This window comes from Ochrobactrum sp. Q0168 (assembly GCF_016427605.1).
Lineage (GTDB): Bacteria > Pseudomonadota > Alphaproteobacteria > Rhizobiales > Rhizobiaceae > Brucella.
This window is the reverse complement of the sequence record NZ_JAELXQ010000001.1, coordinates 770617-795996: the sequence shown is the minus strand read 5'-3', so window position 1 is coordinate 795996 and position 25380 is coordinate 770617. Positions and strand designations below refer to the sequence as shown.

The window sequence follows — 25380 nt, the reverse complement described above, 5'->3', positions numbered from 1 at the left end:
CCGGGGGGCAATGAGCGTGCCAAGGGGACCACGCTCTATACAAAATATCGTCTGGAAGGATGGACAATGAATAATCGGACGACACCGACAGAAAGCGAAACGGAAACCGGGCAGACCCGCTCGGGTTTTGTTGCGCTGATCGGGGCGCCAAATGCGGGGAAATCCACACTGGTCAACCAACTCGTGGGCACGAAAGTATCGATTGTCACGCACAAGGTGCAGACAACGCGCGCGCTCGTGCGCGGCATTTTCATCGAGGGTCCGGCGCAGATCGTTCTGGTCGACACCCCCGGCATCTTCCGCCCGAAGCGCAGGCTCGACCGCGCCATGGTCACCACGGCCTGGGGCGGTGCAAAGGACGCGGATATCATTCTGGTTCTGCTGGATGCGCAGGGCAGTCTCAATGAGAATGCCGAAGCGCTTCTGGAAAGCATGAAGAACGTGCGCCAGAAGAAGGTGCTGGTGCTGAACAAGGTCGACCGTGTTGACCCGCCGGTGCTGCTGACACTGGCCCAGAAGGCCAATGAACTCGTGACCTTCGACCAGACATTCATGATCTCGGCGCTCAACGGTTCGGGCTGCAAGGATCTGGCGAAATATCTGGCTGAAAACGTGCCGAACGGTCCGTGGTACTATCCGGAAGACCAGATTTCCGACATGCCGATGCGCCAGCTCGCAGCCGAAATCACTCGCGAAAAGCTTTACCTGCGCCTGCATGAAGAACTGCCCTATGCATCGACCGTGGAAACGGAACGCTGGGAAGAGCGCAAGGACGGCTCGGTTCGCATCGAACAGGTCATCTATGTCGAGCGCGAAAGCCAGAAGAAGATCGTGCTTGGCCACAAGGGCGAGACCGTGAAGGCTATCGGCCAGTCGGCGCGCAAGGAAATCTCGGAAATTCTCGAACAGACGGTTCATCTGTTCCTGTTCGTGAAAGTGCGCGAAAACTGGGGCAATGATCCCGAGCGCTATCGCGAAATGGGACTTGATTTTCCCACCTAGCAGTCAAAACTCACGTCTATGGAATGGCATGATGAAGGCATAATTCTCGGCACACGTCGTCATGGTGAAACCAGCGCCATTGTCGAAGTGATGACCCGCGATCATGGCCGACATCTGGGCATGGTGCGCGGCGGGCGATCCCGCCGCATGCAGCCGCTGCTCCAGCCTGGCAACCATGTCGATATCGGCTGGTGGGCGCGGCTGGACGAGCATATGGGCAGTTTCACCATTGAGCCGTTGGGCTTCGCCGCAGCGCGGCTCATTGAAACGCCGGTCGCGCTTTATGGCATTCAGCTTGCAGCCTCGCATTTGCGGCTTTTGCCGGAACGCGATGCGCATCGCGGCCTTTACGAAACGCTGCGGCTCATCATCGAACATTTTGACGATCCGCTGGCATCCGGCGAATTGCTGCTGCGCTTCGAAGTCATGATGCTGGAAGAACTGGGCTTCGGTCTCGATCTCAAGGAATGCGCCGCTACGGGCCGTCGTGAAGAGCTGATTTATGTCTCGCCGAAATCAGGCCGTGCCGTGTGCCGCGAGGCTGGCGCGCCATGGGCCGACAAGCTTCTGGCCTTGCCTGCTTTCGTCAACGACACCGCTGTGCGGGCGTCGTCCTATGACGACATCGACCATGCATTCAAGATGACAGGCTATTTTTTCATGCGCCATGTCTGGGAGCCGCGGGCGCAGACGCCGCCCGATTCCCGTGGGGGCTTTCTGAACGCGCTCAAACGCGGACAGGCAGGCTGAAAACCTCGCCTTCGAACGCTTCTGCGCCGCGCCCGATCAATTTGATCGCGGCGCCCATGCGCCCGTTTCGTCCCAGAATCTCATCTGCAATCACGATCAGGCGAATATTCGGCGTGGCGGAGGGGGATTGTTTCCGCAATTCGCTTGCCAGGGCTACTTCGTCGCTTCGCGGATTGAGCGCTATAGCCGCGATATAGGCGGCAGCGGTTGAACGGGAAATGCCCGCATAGCAATGGATGAGCAGTGGTGCGTCCTGTTGCCAGCCATGCACAAAATCGAGCAAGGCTTGCACATGGGCTGCATCCGGCGCGACCATGCCTTCGCGCGGTTCGGTGATGTCGTTGAATGTCAGCACCAGACGCTGTGCAGTGCAGCTGTCGGTTAAGGCCGGAACGTCGCCACTGGTCAGTGTTATCACATGGCTTGGCCTGTGATGCTCCAGCTGTTCAGCCAGTTGGGAGAGGGGGCTGACGACGATCAGCGTCATGATCCGCTCTTGCGCTTTTCTTCCAGCAAGGCGAAGCGCGCCAGAAAGTCACTTTGTATGCTTTGCGTCGGGCGTGGGGCCAGGTCCAGTCCGGCTGGATCGAAGCCGCGTGGACGGCCAAAATATTTGATGGCTTCCCCTTCGCTGAACCCGGCCAGCCGTGTGGCCTCAAAATAGGCCGCGATCTGATCTGCGCGCTTTACGAGTGGTTTGAGCTTTGCCGATAATGTTGCCGGCAGCGAAAAGCGGTGGTGAATGGCAGTTTGCAGCCGGGTTTCGATCAACTTGTAATTGCCGCCCATCACAGCCTTGAACGGCGAGATCATGTCGCCGATCACATATTCAGGTGCATCATGCAGCAGGGTCAGGATTTGCCATTCGGCGCTTGCATCCGGCTGAAGGCGGTTGAAAATCTCCTCCACCAGCAAGGAATGCTGGGCGACGGAAAAAGCATGTTCTCCGATGGTCTGTCCGTTCCAGCGCGCCACGCGGGAGAGGCCATGGGCGATATCCTCAATCTCCACATCGAGCGGCGAGGGGTCAAGCAGGTCGAGCCTGCGGCCAGACAACATGCGTTGCCAGGCACGGGCTTTGCCGGATGATTGATCCGCAGCCGCCATCAGGCGTTGCCTGCTTCGGGTTCGGGGAGGCCGAACCGGACATGCGGCGGCAGGCTTAGTTCAAGCGGCGTTTCGCCAGCGAGAAGCGGCGTGCCCGCATCCATTGCATCCTTGACACGATCGATGCGCACAAGCGCGATGCCGACACCTCCTGCGGAACTGCCGAGATTGCCGACCTCGCGTCCCTCTGCCGTAATGGGTGTGCCGAGCGGCGGCAGATTGCCTTCCGCTTTGACGACCAGAACACGGCGTCGCGGCGTGCCGCGATGCTGCATGCGGGACACGACTTCCTGCCCGATGAAGCATCCCTTCGGGAAGGTCACACCGCCGGTCTGGTCGAAATTCACGTCATGCGGAAACACATCGCTATAGGCAAAATCGGCTTCGCCTTCCGCGATGCCATATTCGGCGCGCAGCTTCGTCCATGCCGAGGCATCGGCATTTCCACCGGCTTTGCCATAGGTGCGAAGCACGTTCAGCTCAGCTGGAAAACGGGAATCGCGCTTGGTTGGATCATCTTGTGAAGGAGCGGAATCAGTTTGCCAGGAAACGCTGACAAGTGATTCCGGCAATTGTGTAATTTCCGCTTTGGCGCGCAGGCGATAGAACGTCATGCGCTTGCAGAAATCAGCTGCGATGCTTGCGGGCATGTCGAAGCGCAGGCCGTTTTCAATACGCGAGACGAGGAAATCGAACAGGATTTTCCCCTGCGGCGTCAGCAGCGCACCCGGTTTGGCTTCGTCCGGGCCGAGCTTGTCGAGATTGGTCGTGATCACGGCCTGCAAAAACTTTTCCGCGTCTTCGCCGGTGATGTGAACCAGTGCCCTGTTGGAAAGATTGATCGTTTCGGCTGCCGTTGTCATCGCTTCTTCCTTGCGTTTCGCGCCTTCGTTACGTAATCCCCATTGGAAAGGCTCGCAAGTCCCAGCAGCGTAGGAGAGCACAATGGCCGAGACGTTCGACACGATTCTGAAAGGCGCAACCCTCGTCAATCATGATGGCACCGGGCAGCGCGATATCGGTATTCGCAACGGGCGCATCGCTGCTATCGGCTCTCTGGGGCAGGCTTCGGCGGGCGAAGTGATCGACTGCACCGGCCTGCACATTCTGCCGGGGGTCGTGGATAGTCAGGTTCATTTCCGCGAGCCGGGCCTTGAGCATAAGGAAGATCTGGAAACGGGCTCCCGCGCTGCCGTGCTGGGCGGGGTGACTGCGGTTTTCGAAATGCCGAACACCAAACCACTGACCACGACCGTCGAAACGCTGGAAGACAAAATTCGTCGCGGACGCCATCGCATGCATTGCGATTTCGCCTTCTGGGTCGGCGGCACACGCGACAATGCAAAGGACGTTGCCGAACTGGAGCGCCTTCCGGGCGCCGCAGGCATCAAGGTGTTCATGGGTTCCTCGACCGGCGATCTGCTGGTTGAAGACGATGAAGGCGTTCGCTCCATTCTGAAGAACACGCGCCGCCGCGCTGCCTTCCATTCGGAAGACGAATTCCGCCTCAAGCAGCGGGAGGGTCTGCGCGTTGAGGGCGACCCGTCCAGCCATCCGGTCTGGCGCGACGAGGTTGCCGCGCTGCAATGCACCGAACGTCTGGTGCGCATTGCCCATGAAACCGGCGCGCGTATACATGTGCTGCACATCTCCACCGCTGAGGAAATCGACTTTCTGCAAGCGCATAAGGATGTTGCGACTTGCGAAGCGACGCCGCATCACCTGACGCTTTGCGCCGATGACTACAAGACGCTGGGCAATCTCATCCAGATGAACCCGCCGGTGCGCGACAAGCGCCATCGCGATGGTGTCTGGAAGGGTATTGATCAGGGTATTGTTGACGTGCTTGGCTCCGATCACGCGCCGCATACGCTGGAAGAAAAGCAGAAGCCTTACCCGGCTTCGCCATCCGGCATGACTGGCGTGCAGACGCTGGTGCCGATCATGCTCGACCATGTGAATGCGGGCAAACTGTCGCTGGAGCGCTTCGTCGATCTGTCGAGCCACGGCCCGAACCGCATTTTCGGCATGTCGCGCAAGGGTCGCATTGCTGTGGGCTACGATGCCGATCTGACCATTGTGGACATGAAGCGCCGCGAAACCATCGCCCATGAGCAGGCGGGTTCAAAGGCTGGCTGGACGCCTTACCACGGCAAGACCGTCACCGGCTGGCCGGTCGGGACGATCATTCGCGGTATCAAGGTGATGTGGGACGCCGAAATCGTGAACCCGCATCGGGGCGAGCCGGTCGAATTCATCGAGGCTCTGCCGCGCGGATAATGGTTGTTCACGCCATTTAGATGAATGGCGTGATTTGTCCCATCTTTGTCCGGCATCTATCTTTCGATCCTGTCTGTACGGCGTAAATTCTCTCCTATATTCACACTGTAGGAGAACAAAAATGTCCGCTCAAGATACCGTTCTGCTTGTCATCGACGCGCAGGAATCCTTCCGTCACCAGCCTTACTACCGCGATGCCGATGTGGCCGCCTATATCGAGCGCCAGCAAAAGCTGATCGATGGCGCAAAGCAGGCGGGCATTCCGGTTGTTCAGATTTTCCATACGGAAGATAGCGGCAACTTCGCCGAAGCGTCAGGCTATGTCCGCACGCTGGCGCCGCTCTCCTTCACGCCGGATGTGGTGTTTCGCAAGCGTCGCCATAGTGCGCTGGTCGGCACCGGACTGAATGTCTGGCTGGTTGAGAATGGGATTCGTCGCGTGATCGTTTCCGGCATCCGCACGGAACAGTGCTGCGAAACCACTACACGTCAGGCATCGGATCTTGGCTATGCGGTCGATTACGTCAGCGAGGCGACTCTGACCTTTCCGATGACCGATGCGGCGGGCCGCGAATGGAGCGCCGCTGAGATTCGGGCGCGCACGGAACTTGTGCTGGCCAATCGCTTCGCCCGTATCGCCACGGTGGAAGAAGCGCTGGCGGGACATCAAGAACGGAAGGCCGCATGACCCAATCGACAGACGGCAAGCAAATCATTCCCGTCTATGTCATCGTTCCGCCACGTCTGCTTTTGCTGGACGTGGCAGGACCGCTTGAGGTGTTGCGCAAGGCTAATCTCGACCAGAACAAGGTCGAATTTGCTGTGCATTATGTCGGGCCGCTTGGCACGGTGCACAGTTCCATCGGTCTGGCGGTAACGGGCGTCGGCCCGCTGCCGGATGCCGTGCCGCAGGGTTCGCTGGTGATTGTATCCGGTTCCGCGGATATGCCGCTTGGCGGGCCGGTTGCCAGCCGCGATGAAGACGCCGTCTTCGAGAACGAAATTATCAACTGGCTGAAGCGTGTCGTCTGCCCCGGTATCCGGCTGGTCACGATCTGCTCCGGCGCCTTGCTGGCGGCGCGCGCGGGGCTGCTTGATGGCTATGTCTGCACGACGCATCATCTGGCCATCGCAGAACTGGAAAAGTCGGCTCCCACCGCAAAAGTGCTGCAGAACCGGCTATTTGTGGAAGATGGCGAACGGCTGACCAGTGCGGGTATCACCGCCGGGATCGACCTGATGCTGCAAATCGTGGCCGATTCCACCAGCCACGCAGTCGCCTTGTCGGTGGCGCGCTATCTGGTCGTTTATCTCAGACGCAGCGGCGGCGATCCGCAACTTTCGCCCTGGCTGGAAGGGCGCAATCACATGAACCCCGTCGTGCATCGCGCGCAGGACGCCATTGCGGCAGACCCGGCTGGGGCCTGGCCTGTCGAGAGGCTGGCCGATGTCAGCGGCGCGAGCCCGCGCAATCTCTCCCGGCTGTTCAACGAACATACGGGCATGAGCGTGACCGATTATGTCAATCGGCTGAAAGTCGGTTTGGCCCGTGAAATGCTGCTCAATTCGGGTCTTGATATTGAGAATGTCGCCGAAAGATCGGGCTTCGCCTCGGCGCGGCAGTTTCGCCGTGCCTGGCAGCGTATCTATGACCAGCCGCCAAGCCGCGCACGCGGGGCAGCGGGGTGATTACTCTCCGGCGGTGAAAAAGCGCCAGCTTCCATCGGGTGCGATGCCGATGCTGTAGAAAATATAGCCGCCCGCCTTTTTCATGTCTTCGAAGTCGCTGGCGGTGACGATCTGAAACAGCTCGACAGTCTGCGATGGCGTCAGCCTGTCTAGCGGCATGGCGTAGAAATAGGGCCAGACATAGACCTCGTCATCCGTCCCGGCATTCATATGCACATAGCCCGTACCGAGCAGGTCGGCGATGATGGCGAGGATTTCGCGGCCTTCCGCATCGCCCGCGAGCGATTTCAGAAATTCGATGACATCTTCTTCATGGTCTTCGAGAGAAAGCTGCGTGCTGTTGTCGGCTTCGCCCAGAAGCGAGCGCAATTGCTCGATGTCGCCGGATTGTGCAGCCGCGAGCATTTTCTCGCGCATTTGCCGGACAGGCTGCGGCAGCTTGTCCAAATCACGCAGTACTACCGGCATCGGCTTGGCAGCGGGCGCAGGCGTATTTTGCGGCGTTGCAGATGGCACCCGGTGCGGCAACGCATTGGGAAGCGGGATCGGCGACGAGACCGGATGCTCATCCGGTGCGGTGCGATAGGCGGGCAGGGTCAGAAATTCGGACCGATCTACAAGCGCCAACTGGTCCGCTGCTGCAAATGCTGGCAGAGAGCAGTGCATCATGCCAGCGACAAGCGCGAGCGGTCGGACGAAATTCCAGAGTGCAGGATGCATCGGTGTTGTCGGAGGACGACTGTGGGGAACGGCCGGTTCTTGCCCCGCGACCGGCAGCGTTATGGCTTGGCTATTGCAGGATGCGCGCTGGCAGGAAAGCGCCAGCTTCGATCTGCTCGCGCATCTTTTCAATGAGTTCAAGAGCACAATCATCGCCAGCCTCACGGATCAGTTCCGTCAGCGCGGTTGTGAAAGCGGCTTCGGCGAGGATTTCAGGCTCGATGCCTTCGGAAATACCGTCCGCCCAGGCTTCGTTGTGATACTCGATCGCCACGAGTTTCTTCTCGCGGGCGATCATCTCGTCCAGATCGGTCGGTGCATGTTCCATAGATTTCATCCTGGCTTTCGCCTTTCTGCCGTTTTGCGGATGTCTCACCGTGTTGCGGGAGCCCGATCCATTTGCGGCCTGCCTGCCTTCTTAAGACAGTGTTAACAGATTATACCGGATTTAAATGAGACTATTCTCCGCAATCCGCATAAGAGTGTATGATTGGTTAATTTCCATAGCGCGAGATGATCTCGTTCGACAAGCCTTCGCCTTCCTTCATATAGCGGTCTATCGCCGCAAGGGCGGAAGGGGTGCAGCGGGTATAATTGTCGCTGAAGACGCGATATCCGTGGTTGAAGCTCGAAACGATCCTCACCCTTTCGCCTTCCGACGGCTTTTCGGCGGCAATGATCGCATCCATACGGTCGCGCCATTCGCTGCCTGCTTCTCCGCATAGGTTGCGCAGATAGTGCAGCGAACCGAGAACCTCGGCAAGCCGCAACATCTTGCCCTCATAGGGCGCATCCTGCGCAAAAGCCGGACCGGCTGCGCCTGCCCACATCAACAATGCGAACCGGAACAGTTTCATGCCTTTCAATCGGAAACCCTCTCACATGAAATGCACTTGTTGCGTGAAATAGGGGCTGCTTCAAGGCAGATTGTCAAACAGGATCGAACGCGGGCCGATTAATATCCCAAGCCATCTTCGCTTTCCGCAACGGAGCGGGCAACGTCGAGCGTGCTGTCTGTCACGCGGGCATGGATCATTTCTTCAATTGTCAGCCAGTGGATGGCCGCGGCGTCATCGCCGGGCTGTTCTTGCCCTGAAATATCCAGCGCGCGAAAGACGGAGAGGAAATAGCTCTTCTCATAAGCCTTGCCCTCCAATGCGAGATCCACGGTGATGACATGGGAGAGGGCGCTGACATCGAGCGCGGTTTCTTCCTTAAGCTCGCGAATGGCCGCCTGTTCCGGCGTCTCGCCTGTCTCGATGCCACCGCCTGGAAAAGCCAGCCAGCCTTTCCACGGTTCCTTGCCGCGCTCAACCAGCAGAAAGCGGCTTTCGCGACGGCAGATCAGCGAAACGCCATGAACATGAAGCGGAACGGGAATGACGGGGATCGTGGGCATGGAATAGCTATGATCGGCTTGCAGCGATTTGGCAATCGCAAACCAGTCTTGACCACCCGCACAAAAACCTGAACATGGCCGCCATGTGCGGACGCTTTTCATTGACGGCAAGCCGGGAAGAACTTGAAACCTTTCTGGCTGCCATGATCTCGGAGGATTTTCCTCCGCGCTATAATATCGCCCCGACCCAGCCGATCCTCACCATAGTTGCGGGAGAAACTCCGCCTATAGGGAGTAACCGCCCGGACCGGGTCGGTACGCTGGTGCGCTGGGGTTTCGTGCCGTCATGGGTGAAAGACCCCAATGACTGGCCTTTGATGTTCAACATCCGGTCGGAAACCGCCGCCGAGAAGAACTCGTTTCGCGCCGCGCTGAACCATCGCCGCGCGCTTGTTCCAGCTTCCGGCTTTTATGAATGGCGTCGGGAGGGGAAGAACAAGGCGCAGGCCTATTGGGTGCGCCCGCGCAATGGCGGCGTGGTCGCCTTTGGCGCGCTGATCGAAACCTGGAGCAGTGCCGACGGATCGCAGATCGAAACGGGCGGCATATTGACCACAAGCGCCAATGCGCTGCTGCGCCCGATCCACGAGCGCATGCCGGTGGTGGTGCAGCCGGAGGATTTTGCGCGCTGGCTCGACTGCAAGCACTATTTGCCGCGCGAAGTGGCCGATATCATGCGCCCGGTGCAGGAGGATTTTTTCGAGGCGATCCCCGTCTCGGACAAGGTCAACAAGGTGAGCAACGCCACGCCAGACCTGCAGATGCGCGTCGAAGAAACGACTGAAGCGCTAAAAACGCCACAAAAGCGCAAGGGCAAAACGGAACCGGAAGACGGTTCCGGCGGTCAGCTTTCGATGTTCTGACCGCTTTGTGCGACTTATTGCGGTCGTTACCGCTTACTTGGCGAATTTGTTGGTGGCCAGTATGGAATGACGACGATTGTCGTTGCGGGCAGCGCTGCTGCGCTTTGCTGCCGTCATCAAGGCGGCGACGAGCGCTGCGGGGCCAATTTCACGATACTTGTCGACCAGACGGTCCTGACGCGGTTGCAGTTCACTCTTAGACATTTTTACTTCCTTTCCCCGAAGTGTCCAGTTTCGAATGCTCTCGAAACCAACCGATCTCCGGTTACGCCTAAGCAATTCATGCTCACTATTTTGTGATGGATTGAGACCGAATGAAGGCTGTTTGGGGCCGGTTTTGCGGTATTCCGGTTAATGCCCGTCAAGGATTGTCCGGGTTGCAGAAATGCAACATTTTGGCAGATGTCTTCGACTGCGTTGGCGTGGGATGAAGCTTCCCGGCAAAATAACCACTGGCAAGCAAAAGCGCTTGACTGTCGTTCGCCGGACAGGGATAAGTGCTGCCATGAAAACGCCGACCACGAACATTTGTATTTGTGCGATCATTATTGGCTAGCAGCCTGCTGGCCCGGCCGTTTTCGTCTCCCTTTCCTAAAACAGGATGATAACGCCCCGGCCAAATGGCTGGGATCCGTCGTGCATTGAATTCACTTGGGAATTCACTGGGATTTTGCTGGTTATTTTGGGGAATGATTACAATGGCTGATGCGCCGCAATTGCGTCTTTACAATACGCTGACCCGCACGAAGGAGGATTTTTCCCCCATCGATGCCGACAATGTGCGCATGTATGTCTGCGGACCCACCGTCTATGATTTTGCCCATATCGGCAATGCGCGCCCGGTCATCGTCTTCGACATTCTGTTTCGGCTGTTGCGTCAGGTTTACGGTGCCGAACACGTCACCTATGCGCGCAACATCACCGACGTTGACGACAAGATCAATGCGCGCGCCGCACGCGATTATCCGCAGCTTCCTTTCAACGAGGCCATCCGTCGTGTGACGGAAAGCACCAATGCACAGTTTCAGGCCGATGTGACGGCGCTCGGCAATCTGGCGCCGAGCGTTCAGCCGCGCGCGACCGAGCATATGGACGAAATGCGCGCCATGATCGACCGTCTGGTCGCCATCGGCGTCGCCTATGTGGCCGAAGATCATGTGCTGTTTTCGCCCTCTGCCATGAACGAGCGCGTCAAAACATTTGGCGGTCCGCGCTATGGTGCGCTGGCCCGCCGCTCGCTTGACGAAATGCTGGCGGGGGCGCGCGTGGACGTTGCCTCCTACAAGCGCGACGAGATGGATTTTGTGCTGTGGAAGCCTTCCAAGGAAGGCGAGCCGGGCTGGCCGTCGCCTGCGGGCATTGAGGCGCTTGGCCGTCCGGGCTGGCATATCGAATGCTCGGCCATGTCGATGGCCAAGCTTTTGGAGCCGTTCGGCGGCGGACTGAAATGCGACGATCCGGAAATGAACCGCTTCGATATTCACGGCGGCGGCATTGATCTGGTCTTCCCGCATCATGAGAACGAAATTGCGCAGTCCTGCTGCGCATTCGGCACCGAGCGGATGGCCAATATCTGGATGCATAACGGCTTTCTGCAGGTCGAAGGGCAGAAAATGTCGAAATCGCTCGGTAATTTCATCACCATTCGCGATGTGCTGAATGGCGGTCTGCCGCAACTGGGCGATTGGGATGACAATGCAATCCGCGATCGCTGGGTCGGTCTGGCTGCGCGCCTGTCGATGCTGCAAACCCATTATCGCGAGCCGATCAACTGGACGGCACAGCGTCTGGCGGAATCGTCTGACGAACTGCGCCGCTGGTACGGTTTGCTGCGGGATGCCATGTTTGTTGCGCCGGAGAAGCTCACCGCCATTGGTGAAGTGACGGAAGCCCTGTCCGACGATCTGAACAGCTGGGTCGCGATCACCGCCTTGCGCAAGGCCTTCAAGAACAAGGATATTGCGACGCTGGGCGAGGGCATGGCGCTGATGGGGCTGCTCGATTCTCACTTCGTGACGGCTGAGGATGTGCCGGTATTCGCCAAGGCGAATGTCGATACGGATGCCATCGAGGCGCGCATTGCCGAACGCCTGCGCTTGATCAAGGAGAAGAACTTCGCGGAAGCCGATCGCATCCGCGATGCGCTTCTTGCCGAGGGCGTGCAGCTCAAGGATGGCAAGGATCCTGCCACGGGCGAGCGCATGACGACGTGGGATGTGGTAGGCTGACAGCGTTTTTGATTGTGGAGGACAACATGACGCTCGATAACAAGCCGATTTATACCGGCGGTTGCCAATGCGGCGCGGTGCGATTCCGCGTCGATGGTGCTTTGGGTTCGGCCTCCATCTGTCATTGTCGCATGTGCCAGAAGGCTTTCGGCAATTTCTATGCGCCGCTGGTTTCCGTCAATCAGGCGAAGCTGGAATGGACGCGCAATGAGCCGAAACGTTTTCGCTCCTCCAACCATGTTCAGCGCGGGTTCTGCCCGGAATGCGGAACCCCGTTGACCTATGAAGCGCCGGATGGTGTCGCGCTCGCCATCGGCACTTTCGATGCGCCGGAGGAAGTGGAGCCGACCGTACAATGGGGGATCGAGAAGCAGCTTCCCTATGTGGGCGGACTTGCAAATCTTCCCGGCTATGCAACCGAACGCGATCCGGAGAGCATCGAATTCGTCAGGACGATGATTTCCTACCAGCATCCAGACTACGACACAGATAATTGGCCGCAACGGTAACGTTGAACCAGCAGCAGACCCACCGACAGGCAGGCACTTATGGCACGCGAACGCATCTATATCTACGACACGACATTGCGGGACGGACAGCTGACGCCAACCGTCCGCCCGCAGCCGCGAAGCGTGCGAGGACGGACTAATGCAAAAGCGGGCGTCACGTGTCCGTCCCTGATGTCGGGAGCAAACTGATGGCACGCGAACGCATCTATATCTACGACACGACATTGCGGGACGGACAGCAGACGCCCGGCATTGATTTTTCTGTCGAGGACAAGAAGTCGATTGTCGCGCTGCTGGAAGAATTGGGCGTCGATTATGTCGAAGGTGGCTATCCGGGCGCAAATCCGACCGATACGGCTTTCTTCAAGCGCCGCCAGACATCGCGTGCCAAGTTCACCGCCTTCGGCATGACGAAACGCGCTGGTGTTTCCGCGTCGAATGATCCCGGACTGTCGAGCCTGCTGCAGGCTTCCGCCGACGCCGTCTGTTTTGTGGCCAAAAGTTGGGACTATCATGTGCGGCTGGCGCTCGGCTGCACCAATGAGGAAAATCTGGAATCGATCACCGCGTCGGTGACGGCTGCACGCATGGCGGGCCGTGAGGCGCTGGTCGATTGCGAGCACTTCTTCGACGGCTATAAGGCAAACCCGGACTATGCGCTGGAATGCGCCAAGGCGGCTTACACCGCAGGCGCACGCTGGGTTGTCCTGTGCGACACCAATGGCGGTACGCAGCCGCATGAAATTGCTAAAATCGTCAATGCGGTGAAGGCCGTAGTGCCCGGGGAGAGCCTCGGCATCCATGCCCATAACGACACGGAACAGGCCGTTGCGGTTTCGCTCGCCGCCATCGATGCCGGTGTGCGCCATGTACAGGGCACACTGAACGGTATCGGCGAGCGCTGCGGCAATGCCAATCTGGTTTCGCTTATCCCGACATTGCTGCTCAAGCCTTATTGGTCCGAGCGTTTTGAGCTCGGGATCAAGCCAGCCTCGCTGAAGGCGATCACCCGCATTTCGCGCGCTTTCGACGACATTTTGAACCGTCCGCCGGCTGAGCAGGCGCCTTATACAGGTACATCGGCTTTCGCGACGAAAGCGGGCATCCATGCCTCGGCCTTGCTCAAGGAACCGCAGACCTACGAGCATGTTCCGCCGGAAACGGTCGGCAACAGCCGCCGCGTCATGGTTTCGGATCAGGGCGGAAAGTCGAATTTCATCGCCGAGCTGGAACGTCGCGGCATCCGCGTTGCGAAAGATGATGTCCGCCTCGACACGCTGATCACGCTGGTCAAAGAGCGCGAGGCAGAGGGCTATGCCTATGAAGGCGCGGATGCGAGTTTCGAGCTTCTGGCGCGCAATATGCTCAACCCGCAGCCGGAATTCTTCAAGGTCGAGTCATTCCGCTGTCTCGTCGAGCGCCGTTTCGATGCCAATGGCATGTTGAAGACTGTCTCGGAAGCAGTGGTCAAGGTAGAAGTCGATGGCGAAGTGCGCATGTCCGTTGCCGAAGGCCACGGCCCGGTCAACGCGCTCGATATTGCACTGCGCAAAGATCTCGGGCGATTTCAGGCGGAAATCGAAGATCTCGAACTGGTGGACTTCAAGGTTCGCATCCTCAATGGCGGTACGGCGGCTATCACGCGCGTCCTGATCGAATCCGGCGATGCGACCGGTGCGCGCTGGCGCACGGTCGGTGTTTCGGACAATATCATCGACGCATCGTTCCAGGCCTTGATGGATTCCGTGAATTTCAAGCTCATGAAAAACCGCTCCATGGCCGGGCTTGCCGCTGCCGAATAAAATTCATCATTCACCAGGATTGATGCTTCAATCATTTTAATTGAATGGATTTTATGAGTTGAGAAGCGCATAGCAGTGGCTGATTAAGCCAACTGCTATTTGATTTACTCAAAAGCGGCAGTGCTTTCGAGCGGAGAGAGACAATGACCGATCAGACCTTGTCCGACGCCCGTCTTTCGGATGGGGTCAGAGGTTTTCTCATGGCCTTCGGCGCTTATGCGCTTTGGGGCGCGCTGCCGTTTTACCTCAAGACCGTAGCCGATATTCCCGCCATGGAAGTGGTGTCCCACCGCGTCATTTGGTCGGTTCCGGTAGCACTGTTGCTGTTGGTGGCGCTGGGTCAGTTCAAGGATATTCTGAACGCTGTCCGCCAGCCGCGTATGCTTGCGATGGCGGGGCTGACAGCCGCGCTGATCACGATCAACTGGACCATCTATGTCTGGGCGGTCGCGCATGATCAGGTCATGGGCGCAGCCCTTGGTTATTATATCAATCCGCTGTTCAACGTTGTGCTTGGCGGCCTTTTCCTCGGCGAGCGGTTGAGCAAGGTCCAGTATGTTGCCGTCGGCTTTGCTGCGGCGGCTGTTCTTCTGCTCACGTTCAATGCCGGTGGGTTGCCATGGGTCTCGCTGGCTTTGCCAGTGTCCTTCGGTCTCTACGGGTTTTTCCGCAAGTCTTTGCCCATGCCCCCATTGCAGGGTTTTACGCTTGAAGTGCTGATCCTCTGCGTTCCGGCGCTTGGCTATGTCGCTTTCCTCGCGGCGCATGGTCAGGACCATTTCTTCGCCGGTCCGATTTCCAATGTCTGGCTTCTTCTGCTGGCCGGTCCGTTTACAGCCATCCCGCTTATCCTTTATGCGGGCGGGGCAAAGCTTTTGCGCTACACCACGCTTGGGCTGATGCAGTATATGACGCCCACCATGTTGTTTTTCTTTGCGATTTTCATCTTTAATGAGCCGTTTTCGACCGTGCAGCTTGGCGCTTTCGTGCTGATTTGGGCAGGGCTTGCGCTCTACACCTGGTCCACGCTTTCGCAGCATCGTCGCAGCCGAGCGCGCGCTTGATCGGTAAATCGTAAATAATTTGTGATTCACCTCCGGTGGATAATCCGCCGGAGGTCTTATTTTAGCCGCTGTGTCGGCATCACTTCCGCCAATATTTGTGAAGAACCTAGAGAATTGTCGGAATGGCCCTGAGGGCAGGATACTCCCATCGCAAGCTTGCGGTTGCGGCTATGAACCCACTGGGGTCTGCCTTTGCACCTGCGGGCACGAATTTGAAGACAGAACCGCTCTCGCTCCGCAGCCTCGGGCCGGTACGCTGGGTTCGCTTTTCCTTGCGCACGCATCTGCGCTTCTGTCTGGCACTCGTCTCGACCACTGTTATAGCCGGTGGTGGGTTGATCCTGGCGACTGGCGGCCTTGTGCGCCACGGCCATGCCGCACAACCAGCCTTCGCCAATCCAACGGCTTTGGTTCGCCAGCATCATGCCGCGGCCAAGGATGCGCGGCTGGCGCCGGCCGTGAACAACGATATGAGCCATCGTGTGTCGCGCCGCATCGATATTGCGGAAGGCGTCGAGGATGGCGACCCGCGTCTCTACACCTACCAGCATGTGGTGCTGGACGTGAAAGGCCACGACAACAGACGACCCACCATCGACGATGCAATGGACGCATCGACAATGGCGGCGAAATCCGTTGCCGCTGGCGAACCGGCGCAGTCGCTGTCCGAATTGGAGCGTGGCGTTCCGGTCAATGTCAGCCTTGCGAAGCCCGCGGCCCACGAGAAGGCCGATGTGCATGAAATCGTCGTCGCGCCCCAGTCCCGGGAACGCATAGAGGCGCTTTTGCAAGCAGCCGGTATTGCGGCTGAAGACAGCAAGAGGCTTGAAGAAGCGCTGGCCCGCACCGAATTGCTGCCCGGCGATAATCTCGAATTGCTGGTCGATAAGAAAGACGGCAGCGATGCCGCCGCCCATGTGTCGCTTGCCCGCTTCAATCATGGCAATGCCAACAAGGCCGTCTATGGGCGAGCGGATGACGGCGTCTTTCATGCGACCGGGAATGAGCGGCTTTTTGCGCGGCTGTCCCGCGATGCGATGCTGAGCGCTTATCATCCGTCGGCTCCGGCTGTCAGCAGCGATAGCAGCATCGAAACGAGGCTGGTTCAGGCGGGCGCACCGCGCGACATCGTGCGCGATGTCGAAAAGCTTGCCGCGCAGAACGGCGTCGTGCTGGAGAAGAGCGCCAATTCACCTGATCTGATCGACCTGCTTTTCAGGAAAAGTCTGGAGACGGACCCCGAACTGGTGTTCGTGGAATTTACCACCAACGGCAAAAGCAAGCGCCTCTACCGCCACGAGGGTAAAAGTGGAGCCGCAGATTATTTTAACGAGGATGGCTCCTCGATGACCAAATATCTGATGCCCAAGCCTTTGCCGAACGGGCGGCTCAATGATGGTTTCGGCTGGCGCATTCATCCGGTTCTGCATGTCCGCAAGCACCACAATGGCGTGGATTATGATGCGCCGATCGGCTCACCGATCGTGGCTGCGGGCGATGGCGTGGTCGAAGTGATTTCGTCGGAAAAGGGATATGGCAAATATGTTCGTATTCGCCATCAGGGCGGATACAGCACCACCTATGCCCATTTGTCTTCCGCCAAGGCGGGGCTGCGTATTGGTCAGCATGTCAAGCAGGGTGAAGTGATCGCTTATGTCGGCTCAACTGGCTATTCGACAGGTCCGCATCTCTATTATGAGCTGAAGGTTGGCGATCAGTATGTGGATCCGCTGACAGCGCGTCTTAATGCCGGTGAAAAGCTCTCCGGCTCATCCTTGTCGAGTTTCCGTGAGGAAATCGACCATGTCGGTCAGATCGTCAATGAAATGACGCTGCCCGTTTTGAAAGATGGCTCAGACGCCAAGGATGAAGCTCAATCGCATGATCGGCTTGGTAGTCATCAAGGGGCGGGGCCTGCAGGCGGCGGCCATGGTCGCCGTTGATTTGACTGTTTACGGGCGGTAGGCATTCGCCAGAGCGACGAATTCTTCGACGCTCAGCGTTTCGGCACGGCGCGTTCCGTCAATGCCGGTCTTTTCCAGAAGGGCAGCGCCGCCAATGGGCTTCAGGCTTTGGCGCAGCATTTTCCGCCTTTGGCCGAAAGCAGCCTGCGTCACCTGACCGAGCGCCGTCGCATTGCAGGACAACGGATTTTCCAGCGGCACGATATGAACCACTGACGACATGACTTTTGGCGGCGGCGTAAAGGCTTGCGGCGGCACGTCGAAAGCGATCTTCGATTTTGTCCGCCAGCCAGCGAGCACGCCGAGCCGGCCATAATGATCGCTGTCGGGCGCGGCCACGATCCGTTCCGCCACTTCGCGCTGGAACATCAGCGTCATGGAGGAATAGAAAGGCGGCCACGGCTCAACCAGAAGCCAGTTCAAAAGCAGCTGCGTGCCGACATTATAGGGCAGATTGGAGACGATCCGTGGCTTTGGCCCGTCGGGAAACAGCGTCTTGAAATCCTGCTCCAGCGCGTCGCCGGAGATGATCCGCAGACGGCCCGGATACTGCGCTTCAATCTCCGCCAGCGCCTCAAGGCAGCGTTCGTCACGCTCAATTGCCGTCACATAGGCACCTTGCGCCAGAAGGGCACGGGTCAGCCCGCCGGGACCGGGCCCAACCTCAATGACCGGCTGGTCCTTTAGATCGCCAGCCTGACGGGCAATCTTGGACGTCAGATTGAGATCGAACAGAAAATTCTGTCCGAGCGACTTCTTCGGCATCAGATCATGCCGCTCTATGACTTCGCGAAGCGGAGGCAGGTTGTCGATGCTCATGCCTTGGAACCTGTTGTATTTTCTGCCAGCTCGTGCGCGAGCCGGATCGCTGCAATCAGGCTGTCCGGTCGTGCAATGCCTTGGCCTGCAATGTCGAACGCTGTGCCGTGGTCTGGCGAGGTGCGGATAAAGGGCAGGCCGAGCGTCACATTGACGGTTTCGTCGAACGCCAGCGCCTTGGCTGGAATCAGCGCCTGATCGTGATACATGCAGATGGCGGCGTCGCAAGCCGCACGCGCCTGCGGGTGGAACATCGTATCGGCGGGCAGGGGACCGCGCACATCGATGCCCTCGCGCAAAAGCTGTTCCACTGCGGGGCGAATGATGGCGTCATCTTCCTTACCCAGCGCGCCGCCTTCGCCCGCATGGGGATTGAGACCGGAAAGCGCCAGACGCGGCTTGGCAATGCCGAACCGTTCGCGCAGTTCCCGCGCTGTAATACGCGATACATCCAGAATGCCCTCGGTCGTAAGCTGTCGCGGCACTTCGGCAAGCGGAATGTGAATCGTCACCGGCACTGCGCGCAATTGCGGCCCAGCCAGCATCATTACTGGAGTGATTTCCGTGCCGACGTGCCGGCTTGCAAGCTCGGCCAGAAACTCCGTATGCCCCGGATGCCGGAACCCGGCTTCATAAAGCGGTTTCTTGGCAATAGGGCAGGTGACGACAGCGGATGCCTCGCCAGCGAGCGTGAGAGCGACGGCGCGTTCAATCGCTTCGACTGTACCGGCTGCGTTCTCTGCCAGCGGTTTGCCCGCGCTTTCGCTGTGTTTGTTCACAAGCGGCAAGACGGGCAACGCACGAGCAAAAACGCTCCGCGATACGGCAGCGTCGGCGACCGCCTCAATCTGGACATCGATATTGAGAAGCCGCCCACGTGCTTTCAACTGTTCGGGATCGGCCAGCAGCACAAAAGGGGGCAGGGATAATTCATCCCGCCTGAGCCAGACAGCTAACGCGATATCAGGGCCGACACCTGACGGGTCGCCGATAGTAACCGCGAGCGGAACGACAGATTTTGCGCACATGACTTTGATTCCAAAAATAAAGCTGGCAACCGGAAAGACCGTGCCAGCTCATATCATTGCTTTTTCCTGAACGACAGCTGTGCTGCTGCCGCCGGAATTTTAGCGATTAACGATGGTGGCCTTTTTGCGCAGCTCATCCAGATACTTGGTGGAGAGCGCATCAGCCTTCTTTTCCTGACCTTCCGGCGAGTCTGCTCCCTCCATGGAGAAAACGAGCTGTGCAACGCGGTCATCGGAAAGCTGGCGTGTGGCACAGACTGCGAGGAATTCAACGCCTTTTTCGGTGTCGTGCGGCGGTGTCGTACGACCAACGCCGGCGGCCTTCACGTCCTTTGACCATTCACCCGGGAGCTGCTGTTCGAGAATGCGGCCAAGATCACGGACCGTGACATCAATGATGCCCTTTGCCTGCTGGCGCGTGCTGTCACAGCTCTGGAAACGGGAACGAAGCGCATTGGCTTCCTGACGGCGCTTGGCGAGCAATGCCGGCGACCGCTTTGAGGTGGGGACGACGAAAATCACCTGCTGGAGGTGATATTCGGTCGCTACGGGCTTCTTGCCGCCGTCCTTCAGCATGCGCTGCACGGCATCCTGTTCGCTGACCATGCCGGTGGCGCGGAAGCGAGCACTGACGAGGCGGCCCCAACCCATCTGGACCATTATGTATTTCTTAAAGTGGTCCGGCGTGACGCCGGCCTGATTAAGCACCTGGTTCATCTGGGTAAGCGTCATCTTGTTGCGGGATGCAAAGCCCGCATAGGCCTGATCGACTTCCTGATCGGAAACATTGATGTTGCGGCTCTTCATCTCGATCCGTTTCAGCATTTCGTCAGTCAGTTCCTGACGTGCGAGCTGAGTGAGATTGCCGCCTTTGCGCTGCAGCTTCAAAAAAGCGGCGCGGTGCTGAATGTCGCCATTGGTGATGGCATTGCCGGACACGACAACCTTGACCTCACCTTCCCCAGCGGCAAAAGCCGAAGAGGGAAGTGCAACCGTGCCGAGCGCCGTCAGGCAGACAGCCGCGCTTAACAGGGAGGCGAAAAGAGGTCTTGCAAACATCATCTTGTTTCCCGATTTCCTTGCGGTCGGTGAACGAAACCCGTCACCGGATGTGTTCATTCGGTTTCGGATATGCTTGTCATCGAGCCGCAAGAGTATCGGAAACCAACTATAGTGCTGTCTGTATAGAGGAGCCAGTGCGGCGAAACAATGACCCTCGCGCATTTTACAAGACGATTGAGTGCTGCTTACTGAACGAAATCGCAATTTCTTGAAGAAGGTGATTTCTGTGCGAAAGGCCCCAGAGCACAGGTGACCGAAAACATAAGAATATGTTTCCGGTCATCGATTCTTAGAATGTCTGGGTGCCGCTGCCAATGTCACCGAGCGTACGCAGCGAGATATTGAACCCGATACCGTGCGAAGTCTTATCTTCACCGGGATTACGCGTTTGCGTATAGGCCATCATATAGGTGAAGCATTCATCGTCATAGGCAAGGCCTGACGATGCACGAACCAACGTGCTGGACACGAGGTCGTAAGTGCCGGAGCCGAACACGCGCCAGTTCGCATTAATCTTGGCCGAAGCAGTGCCGCTTACTTCCTGACGCAGATCGTTATAACCATAGGCTGGCTGCGGCGTGATATAGGCATATTGCGCCGTCAGCGTGAGCTTTTGCCAGCTCTGCTGCACTTCGAGTTCGCCGCGACGCACGGACAGGCTGTCCTTGTCAAAACGACCACGTGCCGCGAGTGCCAGACCAGTCGAATTGGACGTGCCGATCATTGCGACATAGTCGGAGCGTGCGCTGTCAAGGCCCGAATCTGCGCCGACATTCACGAAGTCGCTTGCCGCATAGGAGTTCAAGCCGCCAAGCTGGAATGACTGACCCGCCAAGGCGTAAAGCGACCAGTCGCTGTCGTTGAAGTTGCCGGAATAACGCAGACCAAGATTGGCGCGCGTACCGCCTTCCACGCGGTCGTAGCCAGAGAACTTGTCGCGCGAGAACAGGTTCGTCGCATCGAAGACAAAGCTCTGCGCATCTTCGTTTGGCAGTTCCCCAGCATAACGCTCGTTATTGCGCACATAAATCTGCGCAATCGGTTCAATGATGTGCGTTGCACTGGTCGTCGAGAACAGGATCGGCCAACGCAATTCGAGACCGGCAGTAGCCATAGCGCGCAGCGCTTCGGAGCGCACAACCGCGTCCGTATAGCCAGCCGACGAAAGATCGAGATCCGTATTTGCGCCGATTGCATCGGCACGCAATGCAAGCAATGGCGTGATCACCAGGCCTGATGGCGTAATGTAAGTACGCTTCCATTCCGCTTCGCTGGTTAGCCGCGCATTTGTCCCACCAAAGCCGGGAACGCGCGGATAGAATCTCTGATCGCCTAAACGTGTAGCGAAATTCGAATTCTCGCGATAAAGCGCCTGCAGGTTGGTATTGATGTTCAGCTCGCCGCCATAGACGGGTTCCGGCAAAGTGTAGGAATAGTCCAGACTTGGGAAAACCCAAGGCTGCTTCGAATGAATTTCGTTCGGATTATCCGGGAGGAGGGATTCCTGCACATTGAAGCGATAGAAATTCAGGTCGAAATAATTGCGATTGGCGATGCCGGTCAGGTAAATCTTGGAAACCTGCGTTCCAGCATTATATCCGTCAAGATTGTAGGTACGGCTGAAATTGCGATCACTCTGGGCTATGACATCCCAGCCGTAACGCCAGCGTGAATTGATTTCGAAATCGCCCTTCGAAGCGATCATGCCGCGATTATCAACGTCACGATCAACGGTTGCGTCATCGAACTCACCGGGCTTGGCCTGATGGATACCGGCGATACGCAGATTATAGGTGCCGCTCTCAAGACGATGACGCCACTCGGCTTCGGTCAGGAAACCCTGCTTCGTGTAATAGGTCGAGGAAAGGGTCACGTCGTAATTCGGGGCAAGCGCCCAGAAATAGGAGTTCTTGATGCCGAAGCCCAGATCATCCTTGTAGGCGAAACCCGGGAACAGGAAGCCGCTCTTGCGCTTGACTGTCGGGTCAGCCATTTCAAAGGCCGGAAACCAAGCCAACGGAATGCCGAGGAACTCAAACTTGCCCCGTTCGAAACGGACGGTCTTCGTGGTGCTGTTCCAGATGATCTTGCGGGCCTTGATCTGCCACAGAACAGGCCTGTCGGGGTCTTTCTTACACGCTTCGCATGCCGTGTAGACGCCGTTGTTGAATGTCGTGATTTCACCGTTGCTGCGCTCGGCGCTTTCAGCGGCAAAACGCGTATTATCCGTCGTCTCGACGCGCAGGCCATTCACGAAGCCATCGCGGAAACTGTCGGTGACATCCATATGATCGGAATAGATCTTATTGCCGTCACGTTCGACGACTTCAACATTTCCGCTCGCGGTCATGCGGCGGGTCTGCTGGTTATAGGTCACCTTGTCGGCGACAAGGCGATTGCCGTCATACTCGATCTTCACCCGACCCTGAGCGGTAACGGTGTTCACATCGCGATCATAGACAAGCTCATCCGCCTGCAGAAGCATCCGCGCATTCGGATCACCTTGGTAATTGGCTCCCAATGCCTCCTGCGCCGACGCGGGCGAGGGCATGACTGCGACAGATATGAAAGGCAAAGCAAGGACGCACGCCAAGGCGGTCCCGCGCGAGAAGCGCGTGAGCAGCTGGGGCAATACCATGCGGGTGTTACTCAAACCCACTAACCATCCTCCTTATGCAACAAAAAGGAGACACCAAAGAATGTCGCAATAATCACAGGAACCCAGGCAGCCACAAACGGCGGGACGAATCCCGCATTGCCGAATGCTTTGACCAGTACCGAAACGACATAAAGCATGAAGCCAGCGACAACGCCACCCAGAATCATCGCACCCGACTGACCGAAGCGCACAAATTTCAGGGACACTGTTGCAGCAATGAGAGTCATTGCCATCAGAAGCGCCGGCAAAGCCAGAAGTGACTGGTATTGCATGTCAAATGCGTTTGCCGAATAGCCAAATGAACGCGCGACTTCGATCTTGTGTCGTAGTTGTGTAAAGGGAATCGTGTTGGGAGAAGCGAGCTTCTCTTCAACATATTCCGGGCGCAGCTGCGTGGGGATAGCAAAGCTGTCCATTTTCTCGGGCTCTTCACCACGTGCGAATCGCATAACGTCGGTGAGCTGCCAATGACCTTCCATCAACTGAGCCTTGCGGGCGTCGTAGCGCACGCTGATATTCTTTTGGCTGTCGAACTGAATGAAAGTCGCGTCGGCAAGCGTCGCGCCCTGATCTAGAATGCTCTTCGCGCCAATGATGGTTTCGCCTTCGTCGGTCTTCTGACGGAGCCAGGGATCACGCAGCGCCGAAACGTCGGTAACTTTGCCGTTTTTCCACGTCGCCGCGATTTCTTCAGCTTTGGAGAAACCATAAGCGGCGAACGGGTTGAGTATGAAAATCGTCGCCACACCGAACAGCAGCGCGCCGAGGCATGCGGGCAGCAGAAACTGCCATGCCGAAACGCCGACCGACCGCGCGACAACCAGCTCATATTTACGGTTGAGCGAAATCAGTGTCGCCATTGCCGAAAACAGCGCCACGAAGGGGATCATCTCCTGCATGATAAACGGAACGCGCATGGCGGAAATGCCAAGCGCCGCCCACACCGTATAATCGGGCAGATTCGAAAGTTTGCTGGCGTTCTCGGTGAAGTCGAGAAGCATCGAAAGCGCGAAAATTCCGAGCAGAAAATAGAAGGTGATCTGCACGTAACGCGTGAAGAAGTAGCGACCGAGTGTCCAACCGATCATGCCTGACCTCCCGCATTGCCGCGGAAACGGCCCATCACACGATCATAGAGATCGGAAACAATCTGCTGGAGGCGGTCAAAGCCGTCGAGAAGGCGATCGTTCCACTTGCTGGGCAGCCCGATGCTGCGCCCTGTCGCCAGCGCAAAACCGGTTATGAGCATCACGGCGATTGGCACGACATACATGATAAGAATATAGGCTGCGTCCTTGTCTGCGCGGTCGGATGCGAAATACCCGGCCCAATAGACGAGGAGGGCAACGCTGATGGCCGAAAACGAGGCAGAAACACGCGCTTCACGATGCGAGCGGGAATCACCCGCGAAAGCCAGTGCGATCATGGCGAAGACCACCGGATAGAGCCACTGCGTCAAACGGCGATGCAGCTCTGCCTTGTAACGCAGCGGGCGCGTTTGCAGGATCGGATCATTCGGGTCTGGATTGAGCAGATAGGACAGCGGGCGGTCCTTGGCGTAGACCACGAAATCGTCGCCAGCCGACGCGAATTGGCTGAGGTCGAATGCATAGGAATCGAACTTGATGATCGAAACCGTGCCGTCGGACACGCTGCGGCGCTGCACTTCGCCATTCTGCATCAGAAGCATGTTGGCGCCGGTCTCAGTCGTGGCAATGCCGCCATCGGCTGCATAATAGATGAGATCGAGCGATGGATCGCGAGAATCAGCGATGAATAGGCCACCAATGCTGCCATCGGCACGGCGCTCGGCCACCTGAATATAGAGATTGTCGGCGAGCTTGCGGAAGCTGCCTTCCTGCACGATCAGATTGACGAGGTCGGCACTCGCATTGGCGATCATGGCGCGCATGTTCATGCGGGCATAGGGATCAACATAATTGGCGACCAGAAACGAAATGATGGAAATCACGGCAGCCAGCATCAGAATCGGGCGCATCACCGCACTGCGCGGCGCACCCGATGCATTGATGACGACAAGCTCGGAATCCTGGTTCATCGTCGAGAGCGTCTGCGTGATGGCGATGATCAGTGCAAAGGGCATCACCAGCGGAATGGCAGACGGGATCAAAAGTGAACTGAACTGAATGATCGTCTGAAAAGTCTGGCCGCTGGTCGTCAGAAAGTCGATGCGCTGGAGCACCTGCACCGTCCACGTAATGCCCACCGCCGCGCCCAGCACCGCGAGGAACATGATCGCCACGCGGCGCAGGATGTACAACTCTATCAATCGCATAGGTGGAGTTTACATCCCGGTTCCGTTGAAGGAGACCAACCATAATCTGGTTTGGCACTCCCAATAATGAACTTAATCTAATGCCGCTTGGCTAAGATTGCCCGAATAAACGCAGTTAACAGATTACTAAAAGCGAAGC

25 protein-coding genes are annotated in these 25380 nt (G+C 57.8%); 11 read left to right on the top strand and 14 right to left on the bottom strand.

Going from position 1 to position 25380, the window contains the following annotated elements:
• Positions 1-66 precede the first annotated feature (66 nt).
• Positions 67-1002: a GTPase Era gene (era, locus tag JAU75_RS03875; protein ID WP_199054712.1), complete on the top strand. Its 936-nt coding sequence runs from the start codon at positions 67-69 to the stop codon at positions 1000-1002.
• An 18-nt stretch (positions 1003-1020) separates the two neighbouring features.
• Positions 1021-1752, top strand: coding sequence for a DNA repair protein RecO (gene recO / locus JAU75_RS03870; RefSeq protein WP_199054711.1), 732 nt, complete (start codon positions 1021-1023; stop codon positions 1750-1752).
• On the opposite strand, the gene JAU75_RS03865 is transcribed toward recO, so the two are convergent.
• The 3 genes from JAU75_RS03865 to JAU75_RS03855 are packed head-to-tail and all read right to left on the bottom strand — an operon-like array spanning position 1730 to position 3806.
• Complete coding sequence (locus JAU75_RS03865) at positions 1730-2239, bottom strand: tyrosine protein phosphatase (RefSeq protein WP_199054710.1); 510 nt, start codon at positions 2237-2239, stop codon at positions 1730-1732. The genes recO and JAU75_RS03865 overlap by 23 nt on opposite strands.
• A complete protein-coding gene (locus tag JAU75_RS03860; RefSeq protein WP_199054709.1) occupies positions 2236-2859 on the bottom strand; it encodes an HD family hydrolase in 624 nt (207 codons plus the stop codon). The genes JAU75_RS03865 and JAU75_RS03860 overlap by 4 nt, the downstream gene beginning before the upstream one ends.
• Positions 2859-3806, bottom strand: a complete 948-nt coding sequence (locus JAU75_RS03855; protein ID WP_199054932.1) for a folate-binding protein YgfZ — start codon at positions 3804-3806, stop codon at positions 2859-2861. The genes JAU75_RS03860 and JAU75_RS03855 overlap by 1 nt, the downstream gene beginning before the upstream one ends.
• On the opposite strand from JAU75_RS03855, the gene JAU75_RS03850 reads away from it, so the two are divergent.
• The 3 genes from JAU75_RS03850 (at position 3805) to JAU75_RS03840 (ending at position 6828) form a co-directional block, all read left to right on the top strand.
• A complete protein-coding gene (locus JAU75_RS03850; RefSeq protein WP_199054708.1) occupies positions 3805-5139 on the top strand; it encodes a dihydroorotase in 1335 nt (444 codons plus the stop codon). The two genes, JAU75_RS03855 and JAU75_RS03850, sit on opposite strands and share 2 nt — an antisense overlap.
• A 121-nt stretch (positions 5140-5260) precedes the next feature.
• Positions 5261-5827 (top strand): isochorismatase family protein, encoded by a 567-nt coding sequence (locus JAU75_RS03845; protein ID WP_199054707.1) that lies wholly within the window; start codon positions 5261-5263, stop codon positions 5825-5827.
• On the top strand, positions 5824-6828 hold the full coding sequence (locus JAU75_RS03840) for a helix-turn-helix domain-containing protein (RefSeq protein WP_199054705.1): 1005 nt from the start codon (positions 5824-5826) through the stop codon (positions 6826-6828). The genes JAU75_RS03845 and JAU75_RS03840 overlap by 4 nt, the downstream gene beginning before the upstream one ends.
• Here JAU75_RS03840 and JAU75_RS03835 read toward each other — a convergent pair whose 3' ends face one another.
• The 4 genes from JAU75_RS03835 to JAU75_RS03820 form a co-directional block, all read right to left on the bottom strand.
• Positions 6829-7611, bottom strand: a complete 783-nt coding sequence (locus JAU75_RS03835; protein WP_371836113.1) for a hypothetical protein — start codon at positions 7609-7611, stop codon at positions 6829-6831.
• A gap of 7 nt (positions 7612-7618) precedes the next feature.
• Complete coding sequence (locus JAU75_RS03830) at positions 7619-7876, bottom strand: hypothetical protein (RefSeq protein WP_199054703.1); 258 nt, start codon at positions 7874-7876, stop codon at positions 7619-7621.
• Between the two features lie 166 nt (positions 7877-8042).
• Positions 8043-8405 carry a TIGR02301 family protein gene (locus JAU75_RS03825; protein ID WP_371836105.1) on the bottom strand — a complete coding sequence of 121 codons (363 nt, stop codon included), beginning with the start codon at positions 8403-8405 and terminating at the stop codon, positions 8043-8045.
• 98 nt (positions 8406-8503) lie between these two features.
• Positions 8504-8947: an NUDIX domain-containing protein gene (locus JAU75_RS03820; RefSeq protein ID WP_199054701.1), complete on the bottom strand. Its 444-nt coding sequence runs from the start codon at positions 8945-8947 to the stop codon at positions 8504-8506.
• 83 nt (positions 8948-9030) lie between these two features.
• Between JAU75_RS03820 and JAU75_RS03815 the strand changes: the two genes are divergently transcribed.
• Positions 9031-9810 (top strand): SOS response-associated peptidase, encoded by a 780-nt coding sequence (locus tag JAU75_RS03815; protein ID WP_199054929.1) that lies wholly within the window; start codon positions 9031-9033, stop codon positions 9808-9810.
• A 33-nt stretch (positions 9811-9843) separates the two neighbouring features.
• Here JAU75_RS03815 and JAU75_RS03810 read toward each other — a convergent pair whose 3' ends face one another.
• Positions 9844-10014, bottom strand: a complete 171-nt coding sequence (locus tag JAU75_RS03810) for a hydrolase (RefSeq protein WP_199054699.1) — start codon at positions 10012-10014, stop codon at positions 9844-9846.
• Positions 10015-10508: 494 nt separating this feature from the next.
• On the opposite strand from JAU75_RS03810, the gene cysS reads away from it, so the two are divergent.
• From cysS to JAU75_RS03785, 5 genes are all read left to right on the top strand, one after another.
• A complete protein-coding gene (cysS, locus tag JAU75_RS03805; protein WP_199054697.1) occupies positions 10509-12038 on the top strand; it encodes a cysteine--tRNA ligase in 1530 nt (509 codons plus the stop codon).
• 26 nt (positions 12039-12064) lie between these two features.
• Positions 12065-12547: a GFA family protein gene (locus JAU75_RS03800; protein WP_199054695.1), complete on the top strand. Its 483-nt coding sequence runs from the start codon at positions 12065-12067 to the stop codon at positions 12545-12547.
• A 188-nt stretch (positions 12548-12735) separates the two neighbouring features.
• A complete protein-coding gene (gene cimA / locus JAU75_RS03795; RefSeq protein ID WP_199054693.1) occupies positions 12736-14349 on the top strand; it encodes a citramalate synthase in 1614 nt (537 codons plus the stop codon).
• Between the two features lie 143 nt (positions 14350-14492).
• Positions 14493-15413, top strand: coding sequence for an EamA family transporter RarD (rarD, locus tag JAU75_RS03790; RefSeq protein ID WP_199054691.1), 921 nt, complete (start codon positions 14493-14495; stop codon positions 15411-15413).
• 170 nt (positions 15414-15583) lie between these two features.
• A complete protein-coding gene (locus JAU75_RS03785) occupies positions 15584-17356 on the top strand; it encodes a M23 family metallopeptidase (protein WP_199054928.1) in 1773 nt (590 codons plus the stop codon).
• Positions 17357-17365: 9 nt separating this feature from the next.
• Here the strand turns inward: JAU75_RS03785 and rsmA are convergent, their stop codons facing one another.
• The 6 genes from rsmA to lptF form a co-directional block, all read right to left on the bottom strand.
• The gene (gene rsmA, locus JAU75_RS03780; protein WP_199054689.1) at positions 17366-18196 is read right to left on the bottom strand and encodes a 16S rRNA (adenine(1518)-N(6)/adenine(1519)-N(6))-dimethyltransferase RsmA; all 831 of its coding nucleotides are present in this window, start codon (positions 18194-18196) and stop codon (positions 17366-17368) included.
• Positions 18193-19224, bottom strand: coding sequence for a 4-hydroxythreonine-4-phosphate dehydrogenase PdxA (gene pdxA / locus JAU75_RS03775; RefSeq protein WP_199054688.1), 1032 nt, complete (start codon positions 19222-19224; stop codon positions 18193-18195). Before pdxA ends, rsmA begins: the two co-directional genes overlap by 4 nt.
• 99 nt (positions 19225-19323) lie before the next feature.
• Positions 19324-20286: a peptidylprolyl isomerase gene (locus JAU75_RS03770; protein ID WP_199054686.1), complete on the bottom strand. Its 963-nt coding sequence runs from the start codon at positions 20284-20286 to the stop codon at positions 19324-19326.
• Between the two features lie 289 nt (positions 20287-20575).
• Entirely contained in the window at positions 20576-22924 is a 2349-nt protein-coding gene (locus tag JAU75_RS03765) for an LPS-assembly protein LptD (RefSeq protein ID WP_199054927.1), read from the bottom strand.
• 20 nt (positions 22925-22944) lie between these two features.
• A complete protein-coding gene (gene lptG, locus JAU75_RS03760; protein ID WP_199054684.1) occupies positions 22945-24033 on the bottom strand; it encodes an LPS export ABC transporter permease LptG in 1089 nt (362 codons plus the stop codon).
• Positions 24030-25241 carry an LPS export ABC transporter permease LptF gene (gene lptF, locus JAU75_RS03755; protein WP_199054682.1) on the bottom strand — a complete coding sequence of 404 codons (1212 nt, stop codon included), beginning with the start codon at positions 25239-25241 and terminating at the stop codon, positions 24030-24032. Before lptF ends, lptG begins: the two co-directional genes overlap by 4 nt.
• Between the last annotated feature and the right edge of the window lie 139 nt (positions 25242-25380).

Coding starts and splice junctions, on each gene's coding strand:
- era (WP_199054712.1), top strand. CDS start 67: ATGAATAATCGGACGACACCGACAGAAAGCGAAACGGAAACCGGGCAG.
- recO (WP_199054711.1), top strand. CDS start 1,021: ATGGAATGGCATGATGAAGGCATAATTCTCGGCACACGTCGTCATGGT.
- JAU75_RS03865 (WP_199054710.1), bottom strand. CDS start 2,239: ATGACGCTGATCGTCGTCAGCCCCCTCTCCCAACTGGCTGAACAGCTG.
- JAU75_RS03860 (WP_199054709.1), bottom strand. CDS start 2,859: ATGGCGGCTGCGGATCAATCATCCGGCAAAGCCCGTGCCTGGCAACGC.
- JAU75_RS03850 (WP_199054708.1), top strand. CDS start 3,805: ATGGCCGAGACGTTCGACACGATTCTGAAAGGCGCAACCCTCGTCAAT.
- JAU75_RS03845 (WP_199054707.1), top strand. CDS start 5,261: ATGTCCGCTCAAGATACCGTTCTGCTTGTCATCGACGCGCAGGAATCC.
- JAU75_RS03840 (WP_199054705.1), top strand. CDS start 5,824: ATGACCCAATCGACAGACGGCAAGCAAATCATTCCCGTCTATGTCATC.
- JAU75_RS03830 (WP_199054703.1), bottom strand. CDS start 7,876: ATGGAACATGCACCGACCGATCTGGACGAGATGATCGCCCGCGAGAAG.
- JAU75_RS03825 (WP_371836105.1), bottom strand. CDS start 8,405: ATGAAACTGTTCCGGTTCGCATTGTTGATGTGGGCAGGCGCAGCCGGT.
- JAU75_RS03820 (WP_199054701.1), bottom strand. CDS start 8,947: ATGCCCACGATCCCCGTCATTCCCGTTCCGCTTCATGTTCATGGCGTT.
- JAU75_RS03815 (WP_199054929.1), top strand. CDS start 9,031: ATGTGCGGACGCTTTTCATTGACGGCAAGCCGGGAAGAACTTGAAACC.
- JAU75_RS03810 (WP_199054699.1), bottom strand. CDS start 10,014: ATGTCTAAGAGTGAACTGCAACCGCGTCAGGACCGTCTGGTCGACAAG.
- cysS (WP_199054697.1), top strand. CDS start 10,509: ATGGCTGATGCGCCGCAATTGCGTCTTTACAATACGCTGACCCGCACG.
- JAU75_RS03800 (WP_199054695.1), top strand. CDS start 12,065: ATGACGCTCGATAACAAGCCGATTTATACCGGCGGTTGCCAATGCGGC.
- cimA (WP_199054693.1), top strand. CDS start 12,736: ATGGCACGCGAACGCATCTATATCTACGACACGACATTGCGGGACGGA.
- rarD (WP_199054691.1), top strand. CDS start 14,493: ATGACCGATCAGACCTTGTCCGACGCCCGTCTTTCGGATGGGGTCAGA.
- JAU75_RS03785 (WP_199054928.1), top strand. CDS start 15,584: ATGAACCCACTGGGGTCTGCCTTTGCACCTGCGGGCACGAATTTGAAG.
- rsmA (WP_199054689.1), bottom strand. CDS start 18,196: ATGAGCATCGACAACCTGCCTCCGCTTCGCGAAGTCATAGAGCGGCAT.
- pdxA (WP_199054688.1), bottom strand. CDS start 19,224: ATGTGCGCAAAATCTGTCGTTCCGCTCGCGGTTACTATCGGCGACCCG.
- JAU75_RS03770 (WP_199054686.1), bottom strand. CDS start 20,286: ATGATGTTTGCAAGACCTCTTTTCGCCTCCCTGTTAAGCGCGGCTGTC.
- JAU75_RS03765 (WP_199054927.1), bottom strand. CDS start 22,924: ATGGTATTGCCCCAGCTGCTCACGCGCTTCTCGCGCGGGACCGCCTTG.
- lptG (WP_199054684.1), bottom strand. CDS start 24,033: ATGATCGGTTGGACACTCGGTCGCTACTTCTTCACGCGTTACGTGCAG.
- lptF (WP_199054682.1), bottom strand. CDS start 25,241: ATGCGATTGATAGAGTTGTACATCCTGCGCCGCGTGGCGATCATGTTC.